Origin of the sequence: Streptomyces sp. NPDC085932 (assembly GCF_044540525.1) — a bacterium.
Classification (GTDB): Bacteria; Actinomycetota; Actinomycetes; order Streptomycetales; family Streptomycetaceae; genus Streptomyces; species Streptomyces levis.
In genome coordinates, this window is record NZ_JBITSJ010000001.1 from 2,007,631 (window position 1) to 2,028,116 (window position 20,486).

The window sequence follows — 20,486 nt, forward strand, 5'->3', positions numbered from 1 at the left end:
ACCTAGGATCCGCCGCATGCGCATCGTGATCGCTGAAGACGCCGCCGTCGTACGCGAGGGCCTGGTCCAGCTGCTGTGCGACCGGGGTCTGCAGGTCGTCGCCGCGGTGGGCGACGCCGAGGCGCTGCTCACGGCGGTCGAGGAGCACCGCCCCGACGTGGTCGTCGCGGACATCCGCATGCCGCCCACCTACCGCGACGAAGGGCTGCGCGCCGCGCTGACGCTGCGCGAACGCCATCCGGAGACCGGGGTGCTGCTCTTCTCCCAGTACGTCGAGACCCGCTACGCCAACCGACTCGCCGCCACCGGCATGTCCGGCTTCGGCTATCTGCTCAAAGAACGCGTCCTGGACGTCGGCGACTTCGTCGACGCACTGCACCGGGTGGCCGCGGGCGGCACCGCGCTCGACCCGGAAGTGGTCTCGAAGCTACTGGCCGCCCAGCACACGGCACACGGCCTCGCGGAGCTGACCGCGCGCGAGCACGAGGTCCTCGCGTCGATGGCACAGGGCCGCACGAACGCGTCCATCGCGGAGGAGCTCGGCATCTCCCAGCGCGCGGTGGAGAAGCACACCGCGAGCATCTTCACCAAGCTGGACCTGCCGCGCACAGAGACCGGCCACCGGAGAGTCCTTGCCGTGCTGCGGTATCTGCAAGGCGGGGGTTGAGGATCAGTGCGGTGACCGCGAAGGTTCACCGGGTTCGCCGGTCGCTGCGACCGCTGGACTGGTTGGATTACGGCCGACAATGAGGTGTTCGGTCCGGGACGTGCAAGGTCCCGGCGATCCTGCGCAGGGAGGGCACATGCGGTGCGGCGAGGTCTGGTTGGCGGACTTTGACGAGCGGCGGCCGGTAGTACTGCTGTCAGGAGACGAAGCGTCCAGGTTCCGAGCGATGCAGATCGTCGCTCCCGCGGGGATCGAGATCAGCGGGGTGGCCGTGGAGGTGGCAGTGGGGGCACTCGAGGGACTGCCTCTCGAGGGCGTCCTTCGAGTGGCGCTGCCACGTCCCGGTCTCGTCCCGTGCACTTGGCTGGTCACGGTGGCCAAGGAAGATCTGACCGAGCAGGTGGGAGTCTTGTCGTCGGCGAAGCTCGGCGAGATCGAGGATGCCCTCCGTGCCGGTGGACTCGAGCAGGTGGCGCACCCGGCTGCTTGATCAGGCAACGCTTGGGGTCGGCATCCCCACGGATGACGCGAGTTGGCCAGAGGTGAACTGCCGCAGGTGAAGCTCAGTTCGACGTTGCTCTTTGCCCGCCCACCTGCGGATGGGCGGGGTGGTGAGGCGGCGCGGTCGCATCTTTCGCAGAGAAGGCACAACCGTTCCACGGTCCCGCATGTCACACCATGCAGGAGTGACCAACTCCTATGACTACAAGGGGGAAACATGAGCTTCACCCGTTCCGTCCTGAGTGCCGCTGCATTAACCGCTGCGGCCTTGGGGACCACGACCGCGCTGGCGGCGCCCGCCTCCGCCGCGCCCAACACCACGCCCCAGAAGGTCTGCGGCAGTGCCTACAAGACCGTGAACTCGGCCGCCGTCGGCTCACTGGGTACCGTCTACCTGACGTACAACGCCTCGAACGGCAAGAACTGCGTCGTGACCATCCGCAACAGTCCGGGTACGGCCGTGGACATGGCCCTGTGGATCGAAGTCCCCGACACCTCGGAGCGGGGCGAGGACTACGGCCGGTACACGTCGTACGCGGGACCGGCCTACGTGTACGGCAAGGGCCACTGCGTCGACTGGGGCGGCGGGATCAGCAACGTGCACGTGCAGGTGTACAACTCCAACTGTGACGCGCGTAAGGAGCACCGGGTCACCGAAGTCCGCTGAGCCGACTTCCTTCTGACCCGGCGGTCTGTGCCGTCGTGCGGTCGTCGGGGGCAGTACGTACGCCTCGACGACCGCATCAGGGCCGCAGTGGTCCTGCTTGCCCCGGCAGACTCCAGGAGTGTCGTCACTGCCGGGCCGCGGCTGCGAATCCCTGACCCCGCACAGGCCTGGCGTCCAGACGGTTGCGTCGTGCCCAGGAGAGGCGGACACTCTCACCGCCCCTCTACCGGGCCACATGGGAGACAGACCCCGCTGGTCGAATCCGCTGAGCGGCTACGGGGCTGTGGTCGTCGGACACAGCAGCGCTCATGGTGCCAACAGCTGTCGAGCGATGAGAACGGACTCGGGGTGCAGCCCTGAGCCGCTGGTAGAGCTCGGTCGTGGTGTCGGTGCCGGATAGCTGGAGCAGGTCGAAGGGGACGACGTGGGCGGGCGCCTCGGAAGAGGCGGGACTGCGGCTGCGTCGTGCCGTCGGGCTCGAAGGTGAGCCGTCCGTCCACACTCTGCACGCCGTGGCGGAAGCGGATTCAACTGCGGGTCATGTCACGGAGCTTGCTGCTGATATCCAATTGAAACGAGGTCTGCATGTCTTCGTAGGGGGTGGTCGAAGACCAGTAACCCTTCACAAAAAGCGGCTCGCCGGATGCCGTGAGCCGGCAGGGGACGTCGCCCTTCTCCAGGTCGGCGAGGAAGACGTCCGCCTTCACGAGGGCCGACTCGTCCCCTGGCCCTGAGGGCTCGCGGTAGGTCGTAACCCGGAACAGGGCGGCGTAGCGCTTGTGCATTCCGACATCGAGGATTTTCCTGAGTCGCATGGCGGGGTCCTTTTCGGCGCCCTTGTAGGGTTCGTAGCCGTACCGGTCGGTCACCTCAAAGTGGTTGGTCCCAAGCGGGCCGTGCGGACCCGTGATCCACAAGCTGCGGATCAGCCATCCCGGCGCCACGGCGAACCTGCCCAGCTTCAAGCCGGGGTCGTCTGTGATCCGCTCAGGAGTATCGGCCTCGCTCGCCGCCACGATGTCGACGTTGCCTCCCTGGTCGGGATTGTTGTAGCTGTCCAGGACGAGGCTCTTGGGATTGAAGTGCTGGAACTTCGGCCTGGGGTTCAGCTCCCTGTCACAGGAGTCCTTGCCCGGGCTGTCCTGCGGCAGATGCGAAGCGGCGGTCACGAGAGCCTCACGCCGCTGCTCGAAGCGGACTTCGTACTCCTTGAGGATCCCCTTCAGGGCCCTGTCTGTGCGCTCTTCCTTGCTGTCCCCGCCCCCGTCTCCGGCGCAGCCGGACAGCAGAGTCGCGATCAGGACCGCAGCCAAGCCCAAGGCGGCAGCTCCACCTCTCCTCGGGTGCATCAGACCTCTTTCCATGCTTCGCCGCAGCCCCGCAAGCATGCCCGATACCGGCGGCTCCGACACCGAGAGGAGGAGGACCGACGCAGTTTCCGCTTTGACGACAGTGGGGAAGCACGGTTCCAAGGCGGTGGGTCGAACGCTTGGACGGCCCTGTTCTCCTGTGGCGACGACGGACGGAAGACAGACGCACCTGAAGTCCTGCGGCCGGTTCCGACTGATTCGGACAGCAGCCTTTCAGCCCGAACCCGACCGCCACGGTCATGCCCGGCCCCCCGCAGCACGATGGGAAGACCTCTCGGGGTGAGCTGGACTGGTCGCTGCGCGATCGATTCGGTCAGCATCCGTGCACTAAGGACTGGAATCAGAATGAGGTCCCTGAGCCTCGGGAATGACGGCGCATCAGTTCTCGTTGCTACGGCCCGGAGGGGGTGGTCGCGACCAAGACGCATGGTGGGCGTAAGCCATGGGAGGTTGACAATGCGCTGTGGGAGCGCATCGAGCCGCTGTTGCCGGTGATTGAGCGGCGTTTCCGGTACCCGGGGCGTCGTCGGCTCGATGACCGGCGAGTCCTGTGCGGCATCCTGTTCATGCTCTACACCGGCATCCCCTGGCGCTACCTCCCGCAGGAACTCGGCTTCGGCTCCGGGATGACCTGCTGGAGGCGACTGCGGGAGTGGAACGAGGCTGGGGTCTGGCAGCGCCTGCACGAGATGCTGCTGGCCGAACTACGGGCGGCCGGCGTACTGGATCTGTCCCGGGCGTCGGTCGACTCGAGCCATCTGCGGACGATGAAAGGTGGTGCGGCCACCGGCCCGTCCCCGGTGGACCGGGGTACGACTGGCAGCAAGCACCACATGATCGTCGAGGCCCACGGCATTCCGCTGGCCGTCACGCTGACTGGCGGCAACCTCAACGACGTGACCCAGCTGATCCCACTGCTCCGAGCTGTCCCGCCCATCCGAGGCAAACGCGGCCGACCGCTGCGCCGTGCGAAGCACCTCTACGCCGACCGCGGATACGACCACGAGAGCTACCGAGACCAGGTCCGACAGTTCGAAATCACCCCGCACATCGCCCGACGCGGCACCGAACACGGCTCCGGACTCGGCGTCCACCGCTGGGTCGTGGAAGGCGCCATCGCACTACTGCACTGGTTCCGCCGCCCACGCATCCGGTGGGAGATCCGCGACGACATCCACCGTGCGTTCATCACACTCGGTTGTGCCGTCATCTGCTGGCGACGGCTGAGGACCCTGCTCTGACTCCGGCCAACGTAAGGTGGCATCCCATGTCGCGGACTCGGCCAAGCACAAGGAGGCGGAATGCTGGCTAGCTCGTCGGTGCTGGCGGCCGGACGGCGTCATTCGGTCGGGCGGCGCCGGGATGGAACCGTTCTCGCCGTGGGCAATACCGCAGCCGCTGAATGTCGTGTCGAGCAATGGGAAGACGTCGTCGCGGTGGCAGCCGGCAACGTTCATACCGCGACGAACACGGGCAGGTCTCATACGGTGGGACTCCGGTCGGACGGCACGGTGCTGGCAACGGGGTGGAATGGCGATGGGCAATGTGATGTCGCCGGATGGCGAGGCGTCACGGCCGTGGCCGCGGGCTGGCGCCGCACGCTCGGGCTACTCGCGGATGGCCGCGTGCTGGCAGTTGGCCGGAGTTCAGAAGGACAGTGTGACGTGCAGTCCTGGCGCGAGATGGTTGTCCTGTCGTGTGGTGACTGGCACTCGGTCGGCGTTCGGGCGGACGGGTCTGCACTGGCCGCGGGGAACAACCGACGAGGGCAGTGTGCCGTTGAGGGTTGGTGTGACCTGGCCTCCATTTCGGCCGGGTATCTCCATACCGTCGGCCTCAGAGTCGACGGGCGGGCAGTAGCGACCGGAGAGCGGGCAACCGGGGCGTGCGCGGTCGGCGAGTGGGAAAACGTCGTGGCACTCGACGCCGGCAGCTACCACACCGTCGGAGTCACAGCGTCCGGGCGGGTTCTCGCAGTGGGAGACAACAGCTACGGACAGTGCGAAGTCGGCGACTGGCGCGACGTTGTCGCCGTGGCGGCCGGTTCAACGCACACCCTTGGCCTGCGTGCCAACGGCACAGTCGTGACCGCTGGGAACAATGCCGACGGGCAGTGCGAAGTCGATGCCTGGTCAGGAGTCCAGCTTCCATAGGCCCCGGGCCGCGCCAACGCGAACTGACATACCGTCGCCCCGGACTCCAGAGACCTCATTCTGATTCCAGTCCTGAAACCGACTGGAACGGACTGCCGCTGTCGCTGGGTATCTCCGGAGCCGACATGCACGACAGCCAGGCCCTAAACCGCTTGCGCGCGGCATCCCGCCCATTCGCTCCCGCCGCGGATTCCCGGCCGAACTGCATGCGGGCAAAGGCTACGACTACAAGCACCTGCGACGATGGCTCCACAGCCGCGGCATACCCCACGGCATCGCCCGCAAGGGCATCGAGCCCTCGCAGCGGCTCGGCCGTCATCGGTGAGTCGTCGAACGTGCGTGGCTTGGCCGATGCCGTCGCCTACACCGCCGCCATGAACGCAAGCCCGAGCACTTTCTTGCAGGTGGTGGGAGTGGACGATCAGTTGATCGACGAGCTGGTGTGCCGGGCTCGCGGGCCTTCACCTGACCGGCGAGGGCGGGCTGCTCCAGCAAACGACCAAACGGCTTCTGGAGTCGTCCTGGAGGGCAAGCTCGCCCACGGCACGGGCTTCGGCTCCGCGGCGCAACCCCGGGTGGGGCTTGTGCGCCGCCCCTCACAGACAGCCCTCGGTCGCATTCCCTCATGCGGCCGAGGGCTTCCTTGTGCGCAGGTCCGCTAGAAGGTGTAGCGGGTGTGGCTGAAGACCTGACCGTCGTGCCCGAAGCTGTACGCCGTGCCGGGTGCCACCGCGAACAGCAGGTCGTGGCCCTTGCGGATGCTGTCGCCGAAGCCGTAGAAGGTCCCCTCCGGCGAGGTGATGTGGTCCCCGTACTGCGCCTCGAACGCGGCGATGACCTCGCCCTGCCGCGCCGGGTCCGTCACGCGCTCGGCCGTGCCCTCGATCACGATGTCGAGGCCTTCGGAGAGTGAGTTGTGCCCTGTGGTGAGTGCGCAGTGGGCATTGCCCGCCAGGTTCTTTGCCTTCTGCTCGCCCGGCCCGGTGCTGAAGTGCAGCGCCCCGTCGTGCCAGGCGGCGATCAGCGGCGTGACGTGCAGCCGGCCGTCCGGCCGGATGGTGGTGATCCAGAAGATCTCGGCGGCCCGCAGTTGGCGCTGAGCCTCGGCCCAGTCGGTGGCGGTGACGTCCTTCGCGCCCGGGCGAGGGTTGAGCGCGGAGCTGTAGCGGGCGTCGAGCTCGGTCCTGGGCTGCTTCGGCGTCATGCGAAACTCCCTTCCCTCTGCGTAACGAAGGCTACGCAGCCTGGTCCGGCGGCGCAGGCCCGGCCTTTGGCGGAGATCGATGAGCAAAAGGAACATCACAAGCAGCACTTTCGCTCGCGGAATACCGCACCACCAGCAAGGAACCATGCCGTCCGGCCCCGCCGCCCTCGATCTCATCGAGTTCTTCCCGAGTGTCCACGGATGCCTCACCGCCGCACCATCCGCTCTGCCCGTCTGGACCAGCGACCAGAAAGCCGGCCCCGCGAACTACTGCTGGGTCACCGTCCCGAGCAAGGCCTTGTCTGCAGCTGGCCGACAGCCCAGCTCGCATCCCGCCAACCCGAAGAGCTCACAGCGGCCCTGCAGTGGGATCCTCGGATGCGCCGATGTCCGTTTCGCGTTTTCGGGAGGGACAAGCGGGCTGTCCGCAACTGACAGCCGCCCGCAGGGGACAGCACTCACGAAGCCTTCCGCAGAACTGGCGCTCGGGCCTGAAATCCACGCGCCGTTCGAATCTTTCGATGGGCTTTGCCGCCTCCCGAAGTGGTGAACATCTGCTGTCCGTTCTCATGAACAAGACCGCCCTGGTGGAGCAGGTCGAAGACGACGTAGTGCGCGGGCCACTGGCCCGTGGCCTTGCTCGCGCCCTTGCCGCGGCGGGCCAGGCGCTGCTGCAGCCGCTCGAACGCCAGCCGGCCGGACTCCCACACCACCAGCTCGCCATCGAGGCCGGTGTCGGCGGGCAGCTGCGCGAGGGCGGCGGCCCGGATCTCGGGGAACGAGCCGGTGAGGAAGGAGTCGGTCATGTCCGTGCCTTGCCGGGAGCGCAGCAGCACCCGCCCGCCCGTGTGCACGGCGAACTGCGCGCGGTAGCCGTTCCACTTCGGCTCCGCCGCCCACCCGGCGAGCAGCGCGGGGCTTCCACGGGCGCGGTCAGCATCGGCTCAGGCAAGGTCCACGTCATGCCGAGATGCCTTCCACGCGGGCCACTGGGAGACCGGCCACCAGAGGGGTGGTCACTCTGGTCGCAATCACCGTGATGACCTACTCCGGCCTCCGATCCGCCCAGCCATGCAGGAACAGCGGACTGAGGCGGCGGCCTGAGGCGTCAGAGCAGGCGGCCGGTGACGTCGCCGCCGGGGTCGTCGGCCAGCACCACTGCCGCCTTGATCCGCTTGCCCACCGGCTCGCGGTGCACCTCGATGCTGCGGCAGACGGCCATCACGATTTCCAGCCCGTGCTGGCCCACCCGGTCCGGGTCTGCGGCCTTGGCGATCGGCAGGACAGGTTCGCTGTCCCACACCGTCACCTCCACAGCACCACCGTTGACCTCCAGCGTCAGCAGGCAGGGGCCTGGCGCGTATTTGCGGGCGTTGGTGACCAGCTCGCTCACCACGAGCTGGACCATGCCCATCGCCCGGTCCGATACCGGAAGCCCATGGACCGCTTGTACATCGGTCAGGAACGAACGGGCCAGGTCTCGGGCCTCGGCGATCTCCGCACTGTCCTCGAACGCGGCCGACACCGATATCGGCCCACTGACCAGGGACTGCTGTCCCTCGCTTGCTTCTGCCTGCATCATGCGGCCCGCCTTGCATCCGGCCTTGACCCGACCCACACCATCTGCCCTCGGAACCCAGATTCAGGCAAGGCAAACATGTGATCCGCAAGGCATTACTCAGGGTCGCCCCTCATGGACGCGGTTCAGGATCCCGCGGCCAGCTGGAGATCACGCGCTCGCCGCCTTCTGCGCGCTCGGCGAGGACGATCCGGGCGTCGTCGATGCTGCCCCACGAGCCGATCCAGGAGCGGTACTGGTGCTTGGCCCGTGGACTGCTTGCCCCACCAGCCCTGCATCACCAGCTGGCCGGCCGAACTCAGGGTGAGGTGGAACCGCTCGCTGTCCACGTCACTCACTGTCCCACCCGCTCTCGTCGGTGTAGGTGCGCAGCGGTAGCTGCGCATCGGCCGCAGCCTGGCGCAGTTCTTCGAGGATCCGCCCCGGCGGCATCCGCAATGTCGGAGGTGTCGCGAGGAAGCACTCCCGGCAGCGATCGAACCAGCGGGCCCCATGGTCGGGGTCGTGGATCACGCCGCTGGTGCGCGACGGCCGACCGCAGGCAGAGCAAGGCGGCTCTCGCTGCATCCGCTCCCAGACCGCGGCAAAACGAGCCGCGGGCGGGGCAGGAGTGAGCGAGGCCGGACGCCCGCCGGCCCCGAGTGGCTGTTAGAGCGCGGCCTGGACCGCGACAACATCGTCGCTCTGCAGACCGGTCAGTGCTGGGACCCGGGCAAGCGGACGAAACCGGTGACCAGGGAACAGGCCATCGAGGCGCTACGGCAGCAGGTGCCGGCCTGTGCGAAGTGCAGGCCGGACACGGCGCTCGGCATCGCGGACTGATGCAAGGGGTCACACATCTGCGAACCCGCGCCCGAGGAGGAGCTCAGCCGTACCGCAGGGATGGAGCCACTAGAGGCCAGAACGGCGGGGCTGACGGCGATGTGCGGGGGAAAAGAGCCGGCTCAGGGGGGCGATGATCTACCAGTGCCACTCCGAGGCAGGCGGAGGGGCTTGCAGGGTGGGCCGGACATTCAGGCGGAGGCGAGGAGTTCTCCGAGTTCGGCCAGCTTGGCCTCCGCGGGTGAGCCTGTGGGGGCGCTGTGGACGTTCATCTTCTGGACCGCGTCGCCGGGCACGGGTCCACGAGGCGTCGGATCGTCGGCCGCACTCGTTCACCACGAGACGACGAAGTGCCGACGCGGGACGCGGCGGCGGAGGGGTGACGCGGGCGTCCGGGGCTGCGCCCCGGCCCGACTCCCACTCGCCTGGGTGGTTGCACGGGGCGAGGACATTGTGCCGCTGGTCGGCGCTCGCACCCGCGAGCGGCTGGCGGTCGTCTCCCCCTGACCGGTGACAGAGGGCGTCATGCCTGGGCGGTGGGGCGCACGTTGATCTCGCCGATCTCGACGTCGCCGGGCTGCTCGATGGCGAAGGCCACCGCGCGGGCGACCGCCGCCGGGGGGATGCCCACCGTGTCCATGCTCTTGCGTGTCAGCTCGCGGAGGTGCGGGTCTGTCATGGAGTCGGCGAGATCGGTGCGGATGTATCCCGGCGAGATGGCTGTCGTGCGCACCACCCCGTCGGTGGACTCCGTGCGCAGCCCCTCGTGGACGGTGCGCACCGCGTTCTTGGTCGCGGCGTAGACAGCCATCGTGGCGGACGCGCCGTTCAGGCCGGCCACCGAGACGATGCTCACCAGGTGGCCCGACCCTTGCTCGCGGAAGACGGGCAGCGCGGCGGCGATGCCGTTGAGCACGCCGCGCAGGTTGACATCGATCATGGCCGACCAGCCTTCGGTGTCGCAGTCGGCCAGCGGGCTGATCGGGGCGATGCCGGCGTTGTTCACCAGTACATCGATACGACCGTACTGGTCGGTGGCGGTGGCGACCAGGCGCTTCAGGTCCTCGGCCTTGGTGACGTCGACGACGCACGCGACGGCACGGCCCCCCTCCTCCCGGATGTCCTGGGCTATGGCCTCGACGCGCTCGCTGCGGCGCGCTGAGAGGACGACCGCGGCGCCGCGCTGGGCGAGCAGACGGGCCGTGGCTTCGCCGATGCCGCCACTCGCTCCGGTGATGGCGACGACCTTGCCGTGAAGTGAGAGCACTGTTGCCTCCGAGTAAAGTGGACACGTGTCCGCCGGATGCCCCACTCTAGCGGACACGTGTCCAGTTGTGGAGGCGACGAATCAGGAGAGGCCTATGAGCGCCCCAGCACGCCGTCCGGACGCGGCGCAGAACCGGACCCGCATCGTGGAGGCGGCCCGCGCGGCCCTCGCCGAGTCCCACCACGTCCACCTCAACGAGATCGCCAAGCGCGCCGGAGTGGGACAGGGAACGCTCTACCGGAACTTTCCCAACCGCGAGGCGCTCCTCGCCGAGGTCTACCGGCGCGACGTCGAAGAACTCGTGACCGCCGCCTCCGCTCTGCTGGCGGAACACGAGCCCGTGGAAGCCCTGCGTCACTGGCTCGACCGAGTGATCGACTACGCCGGGATCAAGCGCGGCGTCCTCGCAGCCCTCGAGCCGGCGGCGTGGCAGGACCTCGTCGCCCACAGCCACAACCCCATCGAAGGCGCGCTCGGTCACCTGCTGGACGCAGGGAAAGCGGCCGGTTCCCTCCGCGCGGACGTGGACGCCCACGGTGTCCTCCTGCTCATCGCCTACCTCGGCCGACTGGACCGGGATGAGTGGGAATCAACGGCACGGCCTCTGATGAGCGTCATCCTCGACGGCCTTCGCCGACAGGACACGGACCGGTGAGGGCAGCAGACCACCGAGAACATCCGGAACAGCAACTTCGGCACCACCGAACAGCAGAGGAGAGACACCGACTCCGCCACCGAGCGGTGTCTTCGTGGCGCATGATCGGGGTTGCCTCCAGCGCCGGCAATCCCGTAGCCGTCTTCTGATCACCGCGCCGGAAATCCCACGTCGCCTTCATCTGAAAGGGCCTTCGCTGCGTCCACTACGGCAGTTCTCGTCATCTATGTGCCGAACGGGTTCCTGCACCCGGAAGGGTCCCTCACCCGGGCCGGGATGGACCTGCCGGACGCCGAGCCCGCCATGTGCACGACCCAGGCCCTGCTCGCCTCAGCTCGAGCGTCCGGCTTACCCGTCCTCTACACCCGGCACGTCATCAGCGAGGGCGGACCGGAGACGTCCCCCAGGTGGCGCGAGGCTGCGGCACCGGCCTTCGCCGTCGAACCAGAGGCTGGCACTGGCCTTCGACATCCTGCCGGCGACGCAGTGACACCCCGCAGCAACTGGCTACGTCCATATGCCAGTTGGATGCCCTGCGCCTGCGCCGCCTGCCCCAGAACGCCTGCCGGGATCGTTGGCCAGCCTCTTCCAGCGAGCCCGCCGGTCCGCCCCGCCCATTCGGTAGGAGATGTGATGCGCAGAGCTGTACTCAGTGTGTTCGTGGCGTTGGCGGCTGTGCTTGTGGCAGCGCCGCTCGCCGGCGCCGATCAGTCCGAGACGGGCGCCTGCTGCGGCCCGCTCCCGCCCGGCTGACCGTGAAGGGCGATCGGCCACCGGCAGCAAAGACGCTTCACCTGGGGGCGCCCTGTGCGCTGGGTCGTTCTCTTCCGTCTTCTCGCCGACGACCGTCGTGTCGCCCGCGGGGGCGGTCACAGGTGGTCCGCGTCGACCACGGCCTGGGCGAAGGCGGTCGGTGCTTCCTGCGGCAGGTTGTGACCGATGTCCGCGATCGTCCGGTGCAGGTAGGGGCCGGTGAAGTGGCTGCGGTAGGAGACGCCGTCGCCCGGCGCGGTGAACGGGTCCAGGGCCGCGTCGAGGGTGACGGTGGGGACCCCGATGGGGGGCTGTGCTGCCAGCCTCCGCTCGTAGCGGTCGTAGCGACGGTCGCCCTCGATCAGGCTGATGCGCCAGCGGTAGTTGTACAGGACGACGGCCGCGTAGTCGGGGTTCTTGAAGGCCTCCGCCGTGCGCGCGAAGGTGGCGTCGGAGAAGTTCCAGTTCGGGGAGACGAGCGTCCACGTGTAGCGACAGAGCGCGATGCGCTCCTCGACGTGCTCCATGGCCTTCGCGCCACGGTCGGTGGCGAAGTACCACTGGTACCACCAGTTGTGCTCGACGGCCGCAGGACCGGGCTCCAGCTGCGCCTTGCGGTTGGTGATGAGGTAACCACCGGTCGACACCAGCGACTTGACGCGCTCGGGCCAGAGCGCGGCGATGATGTCGGCCGTCCGCGAACCCCAGTCGAAGCCGGCGAGGACGGCTTTGTCGATCTTCAGGGCGTCCATGAACGCGATGATGTCCAGCGCGATCGCGGACTGTTCGGCGGTGCGAGGGGTGCGGCGTGACAGGAAACCGGTGCTGCCGTGGCCGCGCAGGTAGGGCACGAGGACGCGGTAGCCGAGGTCCGCGAGGAGCGGGGCCACGTCGACGAAGCTGTGGATGTCGTACGGCCAGCCGTGCAGGAGGACGACGACCGGGCCGTGCGCGGGACCGGCCTCGGCGTAACCGATGTCCAGAACTCCCGCCCTGACCTGCTTGAGCGTGGCGAACTCGGTGTGGGCGCCGGAGGTGACGGTCGGCACCGTGGGCGCGGGGGCGCCGCTGCGCTGCTGTGCGGCGGACGCGTTGGCCTGCAGGCCGGACAGTGAGACCGCGGCCGCGCCGGCGCCCAGGCCGACTGCCTTGCTGAAGCTGCGCCTGTTCATCACTCGGAGCCTTTCGTCCGTGCGTATCGGTGACCGTCCCGTGCGGGGAGCCCGGGCACATCGACCCTTGCACAGGAGTAGTCACCAGTCAAACCGGTGACGCGAAGTCGGGCCCGGTCGAGTGGTCGAGGTTCCCAACGCTTTCCGCCCGATTTCACGTCACCTGCTTGACGGGTAGTGCATTGACTGCCACGATCACATCACCGCTTCAACCGGTGACGCGAGGAGCATCCGCCGGCGCGGCCGAGATAACGCTCACCCACGGCGACGACGGCGAGTTCTCGCTCTCCGCGGTCCTCAGCCCCGTGCTCGGCGGCGTCGACCAGAGAACCGCCGAGTCGCTCCGGACAACCAAGCAGCCGAAATGAGGACACAGACATGGACATGAGACTCGAAGTCGTCATCCTGCCCGTCGCCGACGTGGACGAGGCCAAGGGCTTCTACGTGGAGCAGCTCGGCTGGCGTCTCGACGCCGACTTCCCGATCAACGACGGATACCGGATCGTGCAGGTGACCCCGCCCGGCTCCGAGTGTTCGATCATCTTCGGGGAAGGCCTCACCCAGCAGGAGCCGGGCACGCTTCACGGCCTACAGCTGACCGTCACGGACATCCTCAAGGCCCAGGAGGAACTGACCTCCCGCGGCGTGCGGGTTTCCGGCCCGTTCCGCGACGAGACCGGTGCGTTCCACCACGCCGGTGACGCCCACCGGGTTCCCGGCGTCCACCCCGAGCGCGCGAGCTACGGCACCTTCGCGGCCTTCAAGGACCCCGACGGCAACGAGTGGTTCCTGCAAGAGGTCACCGAGCGCGCCCCCGGCCGCTGACTTCCGCACAGCACACGCGGTAGGGGAGGGAAGGGGGAGCCGGCCTCTCACCGCGGTGCCCGCCGGCCGCTGCCCCCTCCCCTCCTCCCACTCAGCCGCGCACCGTCACCGGGGACGTGTTGTACCCCTCGGCCCGCAGTCTCGGCCGTCCCGACGACAGGGCGGAGGCGGGCCACGACAGGCTCACCGTGCGCGTCTCACCGGGCAGCAGCCACAGGTAGTTGTCGTCGTAGAGCGTCGGAAGGACGCGGTCGCCGTCCTCGTCCAGCAGGGAGAGCCGGACCATCGCGGCGACCACGGAACCGCGGTTGCGGACGGTGGCGGTCGCCGTACGCCGGTCTCCGTCGCGTGCCACCCGTGTGAGGGAGGCGGACAGCCTGGCCTGCCGGACCTCGTTCAGTGTCCGCAACGCCTCGGGGGAGCGGTAGCGCCAGTAGGTGTTGCGGGACCGTACCCGCCCCCGTTCGTCCGTGAGCGTCAGGCGCAGCAGATGCAGGTCCGGCAGATCGGCCGGGAAAGCGGCCGTGAACGCCGCCGCCGAAGTCGCGGGGTCCACGTCCACCCGCGCCCGTCGGACCTGCCCGAACCGGCGTCCGGACAGGTCGTACGTCTCCGCTGCCACCGTCGCGTGCCTGAGCGGCTCGCGCGTGTGGTTGACCGCGATGACCTGCCACTTCACCGGGTCGGCCTGCACATGCAGGGGCTCGCAGGCGCTCCGGCACCCGAAGTAGGCGCCGTTGACGTCGAAGTCGTAGTCGTACGTCTGCCAGACCGTGCTGTGCCAGGCGGGATGGGACATCCACAGCATCAAACCGCTGGCGTTGTCCCACAGGTTGGCGTTCCAGGCCTCGAACATGGCCCGGAAGTTCTCGTAGTTGACGAACTGCGCCTTGCGCGAGAAGTCGTCCAGGTCGCGGGCCGTGCCGAGGCGGGACTCCACGGCGGCCTTGTAGTTCTGCGGAGCCTGGTTGCCGCGCTCGCTCCAGTCGTGGTGGTACCAGGCACCGCCGATCGGCCATTCCGGGCCGTCCTCGCCCACCATGGCGCGGGTACTGGCGGCGGTGGAGACGACGGGCATGCCGATCTCGGTGTGGAAACCGAAGTCCTTGCTGCCGTACGTCGACGGATCGAAGTAGCGCTCCGGTTCGACCCAGCCGTAGGGGCCTCCGCCGGTGACGATGCCACCTGCCGAGTTGTTCTGGTAGAGGACGCCGGGCACCTGACTCTCGACCGCTGAGCGCATGCCCGCGTCGACGGCCGCGGGCGGGTTGCCCTCGTTGGCGCCGCACCACACCGCCACGCACGGGTGGATACGGTAACGCCGCACGGTGTCGCGGGCCGTGGACAGGAACGCCTCGTGATCCGGCGGGTCCATGCCCCAGGCGTTGGGAAAGTCGTTCCACACCAGGATGCCGTGGGCGTCGCAGGCGGCGTAGAACTCCTCGCGATTGCTGCTGCCGACCCAGTTGCGGATCATCGTGAAGTTCATGGCCCGGTGCATCCGCACCGCCGCGTCCATCCGCTCGGCGGGCATCCGGCGCAACAACTCGTCCCAGCCCCAGTTGCCACCGCGCACCAGCACCCGCACGCCGTTGACACTGATCTTCAGCGGGTCGGGGGTGTTGGTGATGGTCGTGACGTCGGTCCAGGTGTCGCCGTCGTCGGACGTCTGAATCGTGTACGTCTTCGGGTACGCCTGCTCCCACAGCACCGCCACCCGGTCGAAACGCCGGGCGGAGCCGAGGTCGACCTGGATCCACTGGTGGTCCTCGTAGGCGGAGGACCAGCGGGTGCCGGCATCACCGTCGGTGGCATGGGCGGCGACATGGCCGTCCGCTTCGCTGGAGGCGGTCACGTGCCGGTGCAGGGCGAGGTCGGTGCCCGGTTCGGTGCTGTCGATGACGGCCAGGGACCACAGGGAGTTGCCCCAACTGGTGTTGCGTACACCGCAGGACAGCCGGACGTGACGGGCCGTCCGGGCCTCGAAGTCGGTCACCCGGAGGCTGGCGTCACCACTGTTGAAGGGCAGCGGCACGGCCGTGTTGTCCACGGACGCGGCGTCCGTCCACTGCTCTCCGTCCTCGGAGACCTGCACGACGAAGGTCCGCGCATAGGCCTGCTCCCAGACCAGGTCGACCCGGTCGAAGGACTGCACGGAGCCCAGGTCGACACGGATCCACTGGTCGTCCTCGTAGGCGGAGGACCAGCGGGTGTCGGGGTCGCCGTCGGTGACGTTGGCCGCCGCGTGGGCGTCCTCGTCGGTGGTGGAGGCGTTCGCCGGGGCGTGCAGGGCGAGGTCGGTGCCGGGCCGGGCGCTGTCGAAGACGGACAGGGCCCACAGTGAACTGCCCCAGCTGGTGGCCCGGGTGAGGCAGCGGACCCGGACGTGGCGGGCCCTGCGGTCACCCAGCGGGACGGTCTGGGTGCAGGCGTCGGAGGAGGGGGTGAACTTCAGCGGGGTGTCGTACTCGTAGCCGAACTGGCGTATGCCGAAGCGGGTGGTACGCCGGTCGCTCTCGGTGCCGCCGGCGCGGGCGACCAGGGTGAGGTCGTGCAGGGCGGGCTCACCCAGGCCGTTCGGCCACCACAGCTCGGGGTCCTTCACCCGCAGGGCGCCGAACGCGTCCGGGGCGAAGACGACATCGATGTCATCGCCCGGAGGAACGGTGACGGTGCGAGCGACACGGACATCACCGAACACGGCGGAGACGGTGGTCTCATGGGCGACCGTGTCGGCGTTGCGCACCGGGACGGTCAGGGTCAGCTCGGCGACCGACAGATCCGGAAGCCCGGGGAGCACGGTGTCCACACGCGGGTCGCCGAGCACGACATGGCCGGTCGACCTCAGCCGCACGTGGTTCCAGATGCCGGCCGCGCGGTCCCGGACCGCAGGCATCCAGTCCCAGCCCGAAGAGGCCAAGTACGTAGGCGAGTTGAGGTTCATCGTGTTGGCGCCTGCGTCCACCCAGGCCTCGCCCGCCGGCCCCTTGTCCCCGGGGCTGCCGGGCACCGGCATGGGGGAGATCCGCACGGCGAGCGCGTTCTTGCCCTCGACGGTCAGCCGGTCGGTGATGTCGTGGGCGGAGCGGGCGAAGGGGAACGTCACCTCGCCCACCGCGTGTCCGTTGAGCCAGACCTCGGCCTTGTGGTTGACCCCGTCGAACTCGAGCCAGATGTGGCGCCCCCGGCCCGTGCGCAGGCCTCGTGGCAGTTCGAAGTCCCGTCTGTACCACCACGAGTGCCGGGACAGGGCCTCCGGGATGCGCAGGTTGTTCAGCCCCGCCACGGGGTCGGGCAGCTTGCCCTGCTCCACGAGGGAGCCGAGGACGGTCCCCGGCACGGTCGCGGGCAGCCAGCGACTCGTGTCCACACCGGCCTTCGACAGGGCCGGGCCGTCACCGTCCGCCCAGTCGTCCAGGGTGAGCGTCCAGCCGGATTCCAACGGCACCGTGCCGTCCGCGGCGACCGCGAGCCGCGGGGCGACGCCCCGATGGGTCCCCCAGTCGGTCCAGCCGGTGCCCTTCGGGCGGTGTCCCGGGGCGGCGCCGTACACCTCGAAGCCGTTGAGACCGAGGGGGTTGGGGCTGGAGCGCCGGTGGGCAGTCATCCGTACCCAGCGTGCGGTGACGGGCTTGGCCAGCGCGATGTCCACCACCCCGCCGGTCCCCGCAGTGGTGCGGTACGCGCTGGCCCAGGACTCGCGATCGCGGGAGGTCTCGACGACGAACTCCCTGGCGTAGCTGGAGAGGATCTCCTTGCCGGTGGTGCCCTGACGCGGGTTGCCGTCGGCCGGCGGAGTGAACACCGGGTCCGCGGCGTCGGCTTCGAAGGTGAGCCGGATGCGGTCGACGCGGCAGTCCGCCTGGAGGTCGACCTCGATCCACTGCGGGTCGCCCGCCTCGGCACGCCATCCCGTGCCCCGGACTCCCTGCGCCGGCAGGGCGTCCACCGTGAACTCGGCGGGGGTGGGGGCGTAGGACTGGGAGGAGACCCGGACCGGCCGGTAGGCGGCGAGCTCGCCCGGCGTGGTGGTGGGAGCGGCGCCGGGAGCGGCCGCGGTGTGGTCGGCGGCCTCGGCGGCAGGGGCGAAGACGGTGCCGCCGAGGCCGAGCCCGGCCAGCAGCGTCGAGCCGGTCGCGACGAAGGTGCGCCGGGAGGGATGCCGCGAGGGACGCGACTGTTCGGCCATGTGCAGTGATCCAATCACAGCGGGAAGAGCGGGGTGGGGCGTGGACCGATGCCGGGCATCCCGCGATCTGACAACGTTGCCATAGGCTGTTGTGGAAGGCGCTCCGCTGTCAAGGCCCGTGACGATGTGCGTGGTTCTCGCCCCGCCTGCGAGGGAAAGGGGCACGTTCGAACGGCGAAGCCGGATTGCGACGACGGCGGGGCCGTCGGAATCAGCACGCAATCGCCGAAGCCCTTGGTTGCCAGGAACCCCGTGATCGCCAGGAGCCCCCTGATCACCCGGAGTTCCGTGATCGCTCGGAGCGCCGTACTTGCCGGAACCTCTGCGCTCGCTGGAGGAGAGGTGAGCGGGAGGGAGAGGTCAGCGGGAGGACGCTGCGGGCGCGGTCTTCTTGCGTGCGCGGTAGGCCGCCGCCTTGATCTTGTTGCCGCAGGATTCCATGCCGCACCACTGCCGCCGCGTGCCGCGGGACCGGTCGATGTAGACCCGCGTGCACTCGGGGTTGCCGCATTCCTTCATCAGGGGCACGTCGGGGCCGCTGAGCAGCTCGACCGCTTGGCGGGCGACGGTGGCCAGGGCCTGTGCGGGGGTGGCGTCGGTGTGCCGGCCCGCCAGGGTGAGCTGCGGTGTCACGGGAGTCTCGCGGGCGGCGGCGTTGAGGACGGCGAGTGCCTGCCGGTCGAACTCCTCGCCGAGGCGGCGGTCGGTGACGAGCCGGTAGACGGCCTCGCGCACGGTGATCGCCGTGCGGACGTCGTCCTCGGTGGCGGGTGTGATCGTGTCCACGAGTCCGGACTCCAGGTACCAGGCGTTGAGCCGGTCCGGCGTCACGAACATCTCGAACCGCGTCGAGCGCCGGGCCCGGAGCGTGGCCGCGAAGTCGAGCGCCGGGTTCCCGCAGACGAAGACATGGTCAAGATTCACATCACCATCCTGACAGGTGACTCCGGTTCTACGCAAGTGGCGTCGCCGTGCCGGGTGGTTCCGTCAGGGCTTTGTCTGGCCCGTGGTTGCTGGGATGGATGTGACGGTGATGGCCGGCAGGTCGACGGCGACTGCCCGGGCTCTCCCCGCGTTGTTGACAGCCCTCGGACCCCGATGGCAGCATCATCACCTGTTGAACCGGTGACGACGCCGCGTGAGTCCGGCAAGGTCACAAGTGCCGGAAGGAGCGCACACCATGGCGGAGAAGCCGAAACCCGGGGCGCCGGGCGCGCCGGTCGGGCGGCGGGCGATGCTGGGGATGCTCGGCGCGGGCGCGGCCGGACTGGTCGCCGCGCCGTACCTCCAGCGCGGCTGGGAGGGGTTCCTCGCGGCCGCCTCCGAAGTCGACGCCACCGGCCTGACCGGACTCCTGCCCGACCCGGGCGGGTTCCGGTACTACAGCGTCGTCGGCTCGGTGCCGCACAAAGACGAGACCACCTACCGACTGCGCGTCGACGGGCTGGTCGAACGGCCGAGGTCCTACACGCTCGGCGAGCTGCGCGCGATGCAGCAGACCCGGGTGGTCCACGACGTCCTGTGCACCGATGGATGGCGCGTGGACGACACGCCCTTCGAGGGGGTACGGCTGGCGGACCTCCTGGACGCGGCCGGCGTGCGCGCACCTGGTACGGCGATCCGGTTCAGCTGCTTCGACGGCGCCTACACCGAGAGTCTCACCCTGGAACAGGCCCGCCGATCGGACGTCCTGGTGGCGCTGAACATGCAGGACAAGCCCCTCACCCACGCGCACGGCGGCCCCGTCCGCCTCTACGTGGCGCCCATGTACTTCTACAAGTCGGCCAAGTGGCTGTCCGGGATCACGGTCACCGACAAGGTCGTTCCCGGCTATTGGGAGGAGCGCGGTTATGCGGTCGACGGCTGGCTCGACGGGGCCGACCGGCACAGGGCCTGAACTCGAAGGCCGGGTACGTCGTTTCAGCACCGCCGAGCGCATGGTTCACCGGGCCACCGGCTGTCTGATGCTGCTGTGCGTGCTCTCGGCCGCCTGCCTCTACCTCGGGCCGCTGGCCCAGTGGGTCGGCCGACGCCACCTGATGGTCACGGTCCACGAGTGGTCCGGCATCGCACTGCCGCTGCCCCTGTTGCTGGGCCTCGCCGCCCCCTCGTTCCGCGCGGACCTGCGCAGGCTGAACCGTTTCGCGGTGTACGACAGGCAGTGGCTGCGGGCCGTCCGCAGGCGTCGCGTCTCACCCGCGGAGCGTCCGGCCGGCAAGTTCAACGCGGGCCAGAAGCTCTTCGCGGGCTGGATCGCCGGTGCCGTGCTCGTGATGATGTGCACCGGTCTGCTGATGTGGTTCATGCGGCTGCTGCCGTGGATCTCCCGTACCAGCGCGATCTTCGTGCACGACCTCCTGGCCTGGGCGATCGGCTTCGTCCTGGTCGCACATGCGCGCAAGGCGTTCGCGGATCCCGAGGCGCGGCTCGGAATGCGCACCGGACATGTCAGCCTCGCGTGGGCCCAGCGGCACCATGCCCGGTGGCTGACCGAGGAACACGCCCGCGAGGGCGACGCGGGGGAGCGGCGCACCCTCGAATGACATGACCTGCCCCTGTCTCGTCACCGTTTCACCTGGCCTCGACGACCGGGCCGGACTTCGGCCGGCCCGCATGTGTCGTGCACCTGTGTCGCTCTGGCCCGGCACATACCTGCTTCTCG

General features: G+C 69.0%; 20 protein-coding genes and 1 pseudogene. 12 read left to right on the forward strand and 9 right to left on the reverse strand.

Going from position 1 to position 20,486, the window contains the following annotated elements:
- The first annotated feature begins 16 nt into the window (after nt 1-16).
- The 3 genes from ACIGAQ_RS08615 to ACIGAQ_RS08625 all read left to right on the forward strand — a co-directional run bounded on the left by ACIGAQ_RS08615 (nt 17) and on the right by ACIGAQ_RS08625 (nt 1,835).
- Nucleotides 17-667, forward strand: coding sequence for a response regulator (locus tag ACIGAQ_RS08615; RefSeq protein ID WP_399780332.1), 651 nt, complete (start codon nt 17-19; stop codon nt 665-667).
- Nucleotides 668-803: 136 nt separating this feature from the next.
- A complete protein-coding gene (locus ACIGAQ_RS08620; RefSeq protein WP_399780335.1) occupies nt 804-1,157 on the forward strand; it encodes a type II toxin-antitoxin system PemK/MazF family toxin in 354 nt (117 codons plus the stop codon).
- Nucleotides 1,158-1,385: 228 nt separating this feature from the next.
- On the forward strand, nt 1,386-1,835 hold the full coding sequence (locus ACIGAQ_RS08625; RefSeq protein WP_399780338.1) for a spore-associated protein: 450 nt from the start codon (nt 1,386-1,388) through the stop codon (nt 1,833-1,835).
- A 527-nt stretch (nt 1,836-2,362) separates the two neighbouring features.
- Here the strand turns inward: ACIGAQ_RS08625 and ACIGAQ_RS08630 are convergent.
- The gene (locus ACIGAQ_RS08630; protein ID WP_399780341.1) at nt 2,363-3,148 is read right to left on the reverse strand and encodes a hypothetical protein; all 786 of its coding nucleotides are present in this window, start codon (nt 3,146-3,148) and stop codon (nt 2,363-2,365) included.
- A gap of 464 nt (nt 3,149-3,612) precedes the next feature.
- Between ACIGAQ_RS08630 and ACIGAQ_RS08635 the strand changes: the two genes are divergently transcribed.
- From ACIGAQ_RS08635 to ACIGAQ_RS08645, 3 genes and pseudogenes are all read left to right on the forward strand, one after another.
- On the forward strand, nt 3,613-4,446 hold the full coding sequence (locus ACIGAQ_RS08635) for an IS5 family transposase (protein WP_399780344.1): 834 nt from the start codon (nt 3,613-3,615) through the stop codon (nt 4,444-4,446).
- Between the two features lie 60 nt (nt 4,447-4,506).
- Entirely contained in the window at nt 4,507-5,358 is an 852-nt protein-coding gene (locus tag ACIGAQ_RS08640) for an RCC1 domain-containing protein (RefSeq protein WP_399780346.1), read from the forward strand.
- 80 nt (nt 5,359-5,438) lie between these two features.
- Nucleotides 5,439-5,827: pseudogene (locus tag ACIGAQ_RS08645) on the forward strand (hypothetical protein); the annotation flags it as partial.
- Between the two features lie 189 nt (nt 5,828-6,016).
- On the opposite strand, the gene ACIGAQ_RS08650 reads toward ACIGAQ_RS08645, so the two are convergent.
- From ACIGAQ_RS08650 to ACIGAQ_RS08665, 4 genes are all read right to left on the reverse strand, one after another.
- Complete coding sequence (locus ACIGAQ_RS08650) at nt 6,017-6,562, reverse strand: pyridoxamine 5'-phosphate oxidase family protein (protein ID WP_399780349.1); 546 nt, start codon at nt 6,560-6,562, stop codon at nt 6,017-6,019.
- A gap of 458 nt (nt 6,563-7,020) precedes the next feature.
- Complete coding sequence (locus tag ACIGAQ_RS08655; RefSeq protein WP_399780352.1) at nt 7,021-7,416, reverse strand: hypothetical protein; 396 nt, start codon at nt 7,414-7,416, stop codon at nt 7,021-7,023.
- Between the two features lie 254 nt (nt 7,417-7,670).
- The gene (locus ACIGAQ_RS08660; RefSeq protein ID WP_399780354.1) at nt 7,671-8,144 is read right to left on the reverse strand and encodes an ATP-binding protein; all 474 of its coding nucleotides are present in this window, start codon (nt 8,142-8,144) and stop codon (nt 7,671-7,673) included.
- Between the two features lie 327 nt (nt 8,145-8,471).
- Nucleotides 8,472-8,654, reverse strand: coding sequence for a hypothetical protein (locus ACIGAQ_RS08665; protein WP_399780748.1), 183 nt, complete (start codon nt 8,652-8,654; stop codon nt 8,472-8,474).
- Between ACIGAQ_RS08665 and ACIGAQ_RS08670 the strand changes: the two genes are divergently transcribed.
- Nucleotides 8,634-8,963, forward strand: coding sequence for a DUF6233 domain-containing protein (locus ACIGAQ_RS08670; RefSeq protein ID WP_399780357.1), 330 nt, complete (start codon nt 8,634-8,636; stop codon nt 8,961-8,963). The two genes, ACIGAQ_RS08665 and ACIGAQ_RS08670, sit on opposite strands and share 21 nt — an antisense overlap.
- A gap of 523 nt (nt 8,964-9,486) precedes the next feature.
- Here the strand turns inward: ACIGAQ_RS08670 and ACIGAQ_RS08675 are convergent.
- Nucleotides 9,487-10,230: an SDR family oxidoreductase gene (locus ACIGAQ_RS08675; protein WP_399780360.1), complete on the reverse strand. Its 744-nt coding sequence runs from the start codon at nt 10,228-10,230 to the stop codon at nt 9,487-9,489.
- A gap of 94 nt (nt 10,231-10,324) precedes the next feature.
- Between ACIGAQ_RS08675 and ACIGAQ_RS08680 the strand changes: the two genes are divergently transcribed.
- Complete coding sequence (locus tag ACIGAQ_RS08680) at nt 10,325-10,885, forward strand: TetR/AcrR family transcriptional regulator (protein ID WP_399780363.1); 561 nt, start codon at nt 10,325-10,327, stop codon at nt 10,883-10,885.
- Nucleotides 10,886-11,754: 869 nt separating this feature from the next.
- On the opposite strand, the gene ACIGAQ_RS08685 is transcribed toward ACIGAQ_RS08680, so the two are convergent.
- Nucleotides 11,755-12,813: an alpha/beta fold hydrolase gene (locus ACIGAQ_RS08685; protein WP_399780366.1), complete on the reverse strand. Its 1,059-nt coding sequence runs from the start codon at nt 12,811-12,813 to the stop codon at nt 11,755-11,757.
- 212 nt (nt 12,814-13,025) lie between these two features.
- On the opposite strand from ACIGAQ_RS08685, the gene ACIGAQ_RS08690 reads away from it, so the two are divergent.
- Nucleotides 13,026-13,178 carry a hypothetical protein gene (locus tag ACIGAQ_RS08690; protein ID WP_399780368.1) on the forward strand — a complete coding sequence of 51 codons (153 nt, stop codon included), beginning with the start codon at nt 13,026-13,028 and terminating at the stop codon, nt 13,176-13,178.
- A 10-nt stretch (nt 13,179-13,188) separates the two neighbouring features.
- On the forward strand, nt 13,189-13,635 hold the full coding sequence (locus tag ACIGAQ_RS08695) for a VOC family protein (RefSeq protein ID WP_399780371.1): 447 nt from the start codon (nt 13,189-13,191) through the stop codon (nt 13,633-13,635).
- A gap of 91 nt (nt 13,636-13,726) precedes the next feature.
- On the opposite strand, the gene ACIGAQ_RS08700 is transcribed toward ACIGAQ_RS08695, so the two are convergent.
- On the reverse strand, nt 13,727-17,824 hold the full coding sequence (locus ACIGAQ_RS08700) for a discoidin domain-containing protein (RefSeq protein WP_399780374.1): 4,098 nt from the start codon (nt 17,822-17,824) through the stop codon (nt 13,727-13,729).
- Nucleotides 17,825-18,184: 360 nt separating this feature from the next.
- The gene (locus ACIGAQ_RS08705; RefSeq protein ID WP_399780377.1) at nt 18,185-18,748 is read right to left on the reverse strand and encodes a CGNR zinc finger domain-containing protein; all 564 of its coding nucleotides are present in this window, start codon (nt 18,746-18,748) and stop codon (nt 18,185-18,187) included.
- A gap of 256 nt (nt 18,749-19,004) precedes the next feature.
- Here ACIGAQ_RS08705 and ACIGAQ_RS08710 point away from each other — a divergent pair, with 256 nt between their 5' ends.
- Both ACIGAQ_RS08710 and ACIGAQ_RS08715 read left to right on the forward strand, forming a co-directional pair.
- Nucleotides 19,005-19,721, forward strand: coding sequence for a molybdopterin-dependent oxidoreductase (locus tag ACIGAQ_RS08710; protein ID WP_399780380.1), 717 nt, complete (start codon nt 19,005-19,007; stop codon nt 19,719-19,721).
- Nucleotides 19,675-20,367 carry a cytochrome b/b6 domain-containing protein gene (locus tag ACIGAQ_RS08715; RefSeq protein ID WP_399780384.1) on the forward strand — a complete coding sequence of 231 codons (693 nt, stop codon included), beginning with the start codon at nt 19,675-19,677 and terminating at the stop codon, nt 20,365-20,367. The genes ACIGAQ_RS08710 and ACIGAQ_RS08715 overlap by 47 nt, the downstream gene beginning before the upstream one ends.
- Nucleotides 20,368-20,486 lie beyond the last annotated feature (119 nt).

What these genes read in the sequence shown, in the direction of transcription:
- ACIGAQ_RS08680 (WP_399780363.1), top strand. Translation starts at nt 10,325, where the DNA reads ATGAGCGCCCCAGCACGCCGTCCGGACGCGGCGCAGAACCGGACCCGC.
- ACIGAQ_RS08660 (WP_399780354.1), bottom strand. Translation starts at nt 8,144, where the DNA reads ATGATGCAGGCAGAAGCAAGCGAGGGACAGCAGTCCCTGGTCAGTGGG.
- ACIGAQ_RS08670 (WP_399780357.1), top strand. Translation starts at nt 8,634, where the DNA reads ATGGTCGGGGTCGTGGATCACGCCGCTGGTGCGCGACGGCCGACCGCA.
- ACIGAQ_RS08615 (WP_399780332.1), top strand. Translation starts at nt 17, where the DNA reads ATGCGCATCGTGATCGCTGAAGACGCCGCCGTCGTACGCGAGGGCCTG.
- ACIGAQ_RS08625 (WP_399780338.1), top strand. Translation starts at nt 1,386, where the DNA reads ATGAGCTTCACCCGTTCCGTCCTGAGTGCCGCTGCATTAACCGCTGCG.
- ACIGAQ_RS08650 (WP_399780349.1), bottom strand. Translation starts at nt 6,562, where the DNA reads ATGACGCCGAAGCAGCCCAGGACCGAGCTCGACGCCCGCTACAGCTCC.
- ACIGAQ_RS08695 (WP_399780371.1), top strand. Translation starts at nt 13,189, where the DNA reads ATGGACATGAGACTCGAAGTCGTCATCCTGCCCGTCGCCGACGTGGAC.
- ACIGAQ_RS08715 (WP_399780384.1), top strand. Translation starts at nt 19,675, where the DNA reads ATGCGGTCGACGGCTGGCTCGACGGGGCCGACCGGCACAGGGCCTGAA.
- ACIGAQ_RS08700 (WP_399780374.1), bottom strand. Translation starts at nt 17,824, where the DNA reads ATGGCCGAACAGTCGCGTCCCTCGCGGCATCCCTCCCGGCGCACCTTC.
- ACIGAQ_RS08710 (WP_399780380.1), top strand. Translation starts at nt 19,005, where the DNA reads ATGGCGGAGAAGCCGAAACCCGGGGCGCCGGGCGCGCCGGTCGGGCGG.
- ACIGAQ_RS08620 (WP_399780335.1), top strand. Translation starts at nt 804, where the DNA reads ATGCGGTGCGGCGAGGTCTGGTTGGCGGACTTTGACGAGCGGCGGCCG.
- ACIGAQ_RS08640 (WP_399780346.1), top strand. Translation starts at nt 4,507, where the DNA reads ATGCTGGCTAGCTCGTCGGTGCTGGCGGCCGGACGGCGTCATTCGGTC.